The sequence below is a fragment of the Pseudomonas folii genome (genome assembly GCF_014357575.1).
Taxonomy (GTDB): domain Bacteria; phylum Pseudomonadota; class Gammaproteobacteria; order Pseudomonadales; family Pseudomonadaceae; genus Aquipseudomonas; species Aquipseudomonas folii.
In genome coordinates this window covers 1-3776 of sequence record NZ_JACONW010000260.1, presented here as the reverse complement: position 1 = coordinate 3776, position 3776 = coordinate 1, and the positions used below count along the sequence as shown (strand labels likewise).

The window sequence follows — 3776 nt, the reverse complement described above, 5'->3', positions numbered from 1 at the left end:
CAAGCCTCGCTCCAACAGGGGGACACATGTGCGGTGCGTACCGCCAAACTACATCTCCACCTGCGTCCCCAACTCAATCACCCGGTTGAACGGCAGCTTGAAGAACCGCAAGTTGCCATTCGCATTCTTCAGCATGAACGCGAACAACGCCTCTCGCCAACGAGCCATCCCTACGATCTTCGAAGGGATCACCGTTTCGCGACTCAAGAAATAAGTCGTGCGCATCGGACTGAAATCCAGTTCATCCAAATGACACAGGGCCAGTGCAGCGGGCACATCCGGCTCATCGATGAAGCCGAAGTGTAAAATCACCCGGTAGAACCCTTCGCCATAGGCCTCGACTTCAAAACGCTGCTGCGCAGGCACACGAGGCGTGTCTTCATACACCACCGTCAGCAATACCACCTGCTCATGCAACACCTGGTTGTGCAGCATGTTGTGCAAAAGCGCGTGGGGAACGGCATCACTGCGGGCGGTCAGAAACACGGCTGTACCCTGAACCCTGTGCGGTGGCTGAACACGGATACTGCTGATGAAAATCGGCAGTGGCAGCCCGCCTTCGTCGATACGCTCAACCAGCAGTTGCTTACCGCGCTTCCAGGTGGTCATCAGGATAAACAGCACCACCCCGGCAATGACCGGGAACGCGCCACCCTGAATCACTTTCGGCACGTTGGCAGCGAAGAACAGGCTGTCTACCAGGAGCAGCGCCAACAACAACGGCACCGCCAGAAGTGCAGGCCATTTCCAGAGCAGCAGCATGACTGACGACACCAGAATAGTGGTGCAGAACATGGTCCCGGTCACTGCCACGCCATAGGCCGAAGCCAGCGCGCCAGATGACTCGAATCCCAGCACCAGCAGAATCACACCGACCATCAACGACCAGTTCACCGCGCCAATATAAATCTGGCCCTGGGCGTCACTGGACGTGTGCTGAATGTGCATGCGCGGGATGTAGCCGAGCTGGATCGCCTGCAATGTCATGGAAAATGCGCCGGAAATCACCGCTTGTGAGGCGATCACCGTTGCCAACGTCGACAGCCCGATCAGCGGCAGCAACGCCCAACCGGGTGCCAACAGATAGAACGGGTTGCGTGCCGCCTCTGGATTTTCCAGAACCAATGCGCCCTGGCCAAAATAGTTGAGCACCAGCGCAGGCAGTACCAACGCAAACCAGGCACGTGCGATGGGCTTGCGACCAAAATGGCCCATGTCCGCGTACAGCGCTTCGGCACCGGTCAGCGCCAGCACCACTGCGCCAAGGATGGCGACGCCGATGCCTGGATGAACGATAAAGAAGCGCACGGCCCATACCGGGTTCATGGCGTGCAGCACTTCGGGCTGATGCGCAATGCCATTGATGCCCAACAGCCCGAGCACCACAAACCAGGTCACCATCACAGGGCCGAACAAAACGCCGATACGCGCAGTGCCATGGCGTTGAATCAAAAACAGCGCAACCAGCACCACCAGCGCCATCGGCACTACCCAGTGGTCGATACCATCGAAGGCCAGTTCCAGCCCTTCCATGGCCGAAAGCACCGAAATCGCCGGGGTAATCATGCTATCCCCATAAAACAGCGCGGCACCGAACAGGCCGAAAACCACCATGGTCATTTGCAGTTTCGGATACTTGATCGTGGCCCGGCGAGCCAGCGCAGTGAGCGCCATGATGCCGCCCTCGCCCTGGTTATCAGCACGCAGGATGAACGCCATGTATTTGAACGAAACGACCCAGATCAACGACCAGAAGATCAGCGACAGGATACCGAGCACTGCGTCATGGGTGACTTCTACGCCATAACCGCCCTGAAACACCTCTTTCAAGGTGTACAGCGGGCTGGTGCCGATGTCGCCATAAACCACACCCACCGCGGCGATCAACAGCGCGAAAGGTTTTGACACTGGATGCCCGGTCCCAGCCTGACTGCTTGATTGACTCATTTACCACTCCTGAAACCTGGGTTTGAACTGCAGAAACACACGACGGTGTTCAGACTCACCCGTACAGATTGCGTGCTGGTGGCTACGCAAAAACCAGACATATTTCGTAACGACGCGAAGCATAGCGCAGCACTCGTCGTAATTCTCTGCATAACACTGGTCAATCGCCGGGCTGATCGCTAGAATTGCGCACTTTTTGATCAGAGGCGCACGAATCCTGTCCGGGATACCAGCGCCCAGCTGTTGCCTCGGCTAAATGCCGAAGCCCACATCTCCGCCGAGGTTAGTCAATGTCCACCGTCACCACGCCATCCGCCCCCAAGGTCGGGTTTGTAAGTCTGGGTTGCCCAAAAGCTTTGGTTGACTCCGAGCGCATCCTCACCCAACTGCGCATGGAAGGCTACGAAGTCGTACCGACGTATCAGGACGCCGACGTGGTGGTGGTCAACACTTGCGGCTTCATCGACGCTGCCAAGGCCGAATCGCTTGAGGTCATCGGCGACGCCATCAAGGAGAACGGCAAGGTCATCGTCACCGGCTGCATGGGCGTTGATGAAAGCGTGATCCGTGACGTGCACCCAAGCGTGCTGTCCGTTACCGGCCCGCAGCAATATGAGCAAGTGGTCAACGCCGTGCACGATGCGGCGCCACCAAAGCTCGATCACAATCCGTTGATCGACCTGGTACCGCCACAAGGCGTCAAGCTGACGCCGCGCCATTACGCGTACCTGAAAATTTCCGAAGGCTGCAACCATAGCTGCAGCTTCTGCATCATCCCGTCGATGCGTGGCAAACTGGTCAGCCGCCCGGTAGGCGATGTACTTGACGAAGCCCAGCGCCTGGTGAAATCCGGCGTGAAGGAACTGTTGGTGATCTCTCAGGACACCAGCGCCTACGGCGTCGACATCAAGTACCGCACCGGTTTCTGGAATGGCGCTCCGGTCAAGACACGCATGACCGAGCTGTGCCAGGCCCTCAGCACCATGGGCGTCTGGGTCCGTCTGCACTACGTTTATCCGTATCCGCACGTTGACGAGCTGATTCCACTGATGGCAGCCGGGAAAATCCTGCCGTATCTGGATATCCCCTTCCAGCACGCCAGCCCGAAAGTCCTCAAGCTGATGAAGCGCCCGGCTTTCGAAGACAAGACCCTGGCCCGCATCAAGAACTGGCGCGAACAGTGCCCGGACCTGATTATCCGTTCGACCTTTATCGTCGGCTTCCCGGGCGAAACCGTGGAAGACTTCCAGTACCTGCTGGACTGGCTGACCGAAGCGCAGCTCGACCGCGTTGGTTGCTTCCAGTACTCGCCGGTCGAGGGTGCACCTGCCAATCTGCTGGACGCGGCCATTGTGCCGGACGACGTCAAACAGGATCGTTGGGACCGCTTCATGGCTCACCAGCAGGCCATTAGCGCCGCCCGCCTGCAGATGAAGATTGGTCGTGAAATCGAAGTGCTGATTGACGAAGTCGACGAACAAGGCGCCGTAGGCCGCTGCTTCTTCGACGCGCCGGAAATCGACGGTAACGTGTTCATCGCTCTGGATGACAACAGCACCCTCAAGCCAGGCGACAAAGTGATGTGCCGCGTTACAGACGCAGATGAATACGATCTGTGGGCCGAGACGCTCTGATCTTCCGTCTGAGCTGATGCAATAAAACAGCCCTGCCCTTCAAACGGCGGGGCTTTTTTTGCCTTCGAAGGGCTAAGCTAGTCCATGTGCACTGTCTTCTATCGAACAGAATGTAATCTTTTAAGTGAAATGCATTTTTTGTAGAAGATCGCCCCGTGCCCCTTACACAGCGCTGTCGCGGCAAGCATAGGACCT

At 57.6% G+C, this 3776-nt stretch carries 2 protein-coding genes; one reads left to right on the top strand and one right to left on the bottom strand.

What is annotated here, in order from left to right:
- Positions 1–48: 48 nt before the first annotated feature.
- On the bottom strand, positions 49–1947 hold the full coding sequence (locus tag H8S59_RS26350) for a potassium transporter Kup (protein ID WP_095093559.1): 1899 nt from the start codon (positions 1945–1947) through the stop codon (positions 49–51).
- 290 nt (positions 1948–2237) lie between these two features.
- On the opposite strand from H8S59_RS26350, the gene rimO reads away from it, so the two are divergent.
- Positions 2238–3581, top strand: a complete 1344-nt coding sequence (rimO, locus tag H8S59_RS26345) for a 30S ribosomal protein S12 methylthiotransferase RimO (protein WP_187523314.1) — start codon at positions 2238–2240, stop codon at positions 3579–3581.
- Positions 3582–3776: the final 195 nt, after the last annotated feature.

Coding starts and splice junctions, on each gene's coding strand:
- H8S59_RS26350 (WP_095093559.1), bottom strand. CDS start 1,947: ATGAGTCAATCAAGCAGTCAGGCTGGGACCGGGCATCCAGTGTCAAAA.
- rimO (WP_187523314.1), top strand. CDS start 2,238: ATGTCCACCGTCACCACGCCATCCGCCCCCAAGGTCGGGTTTGTAAGT.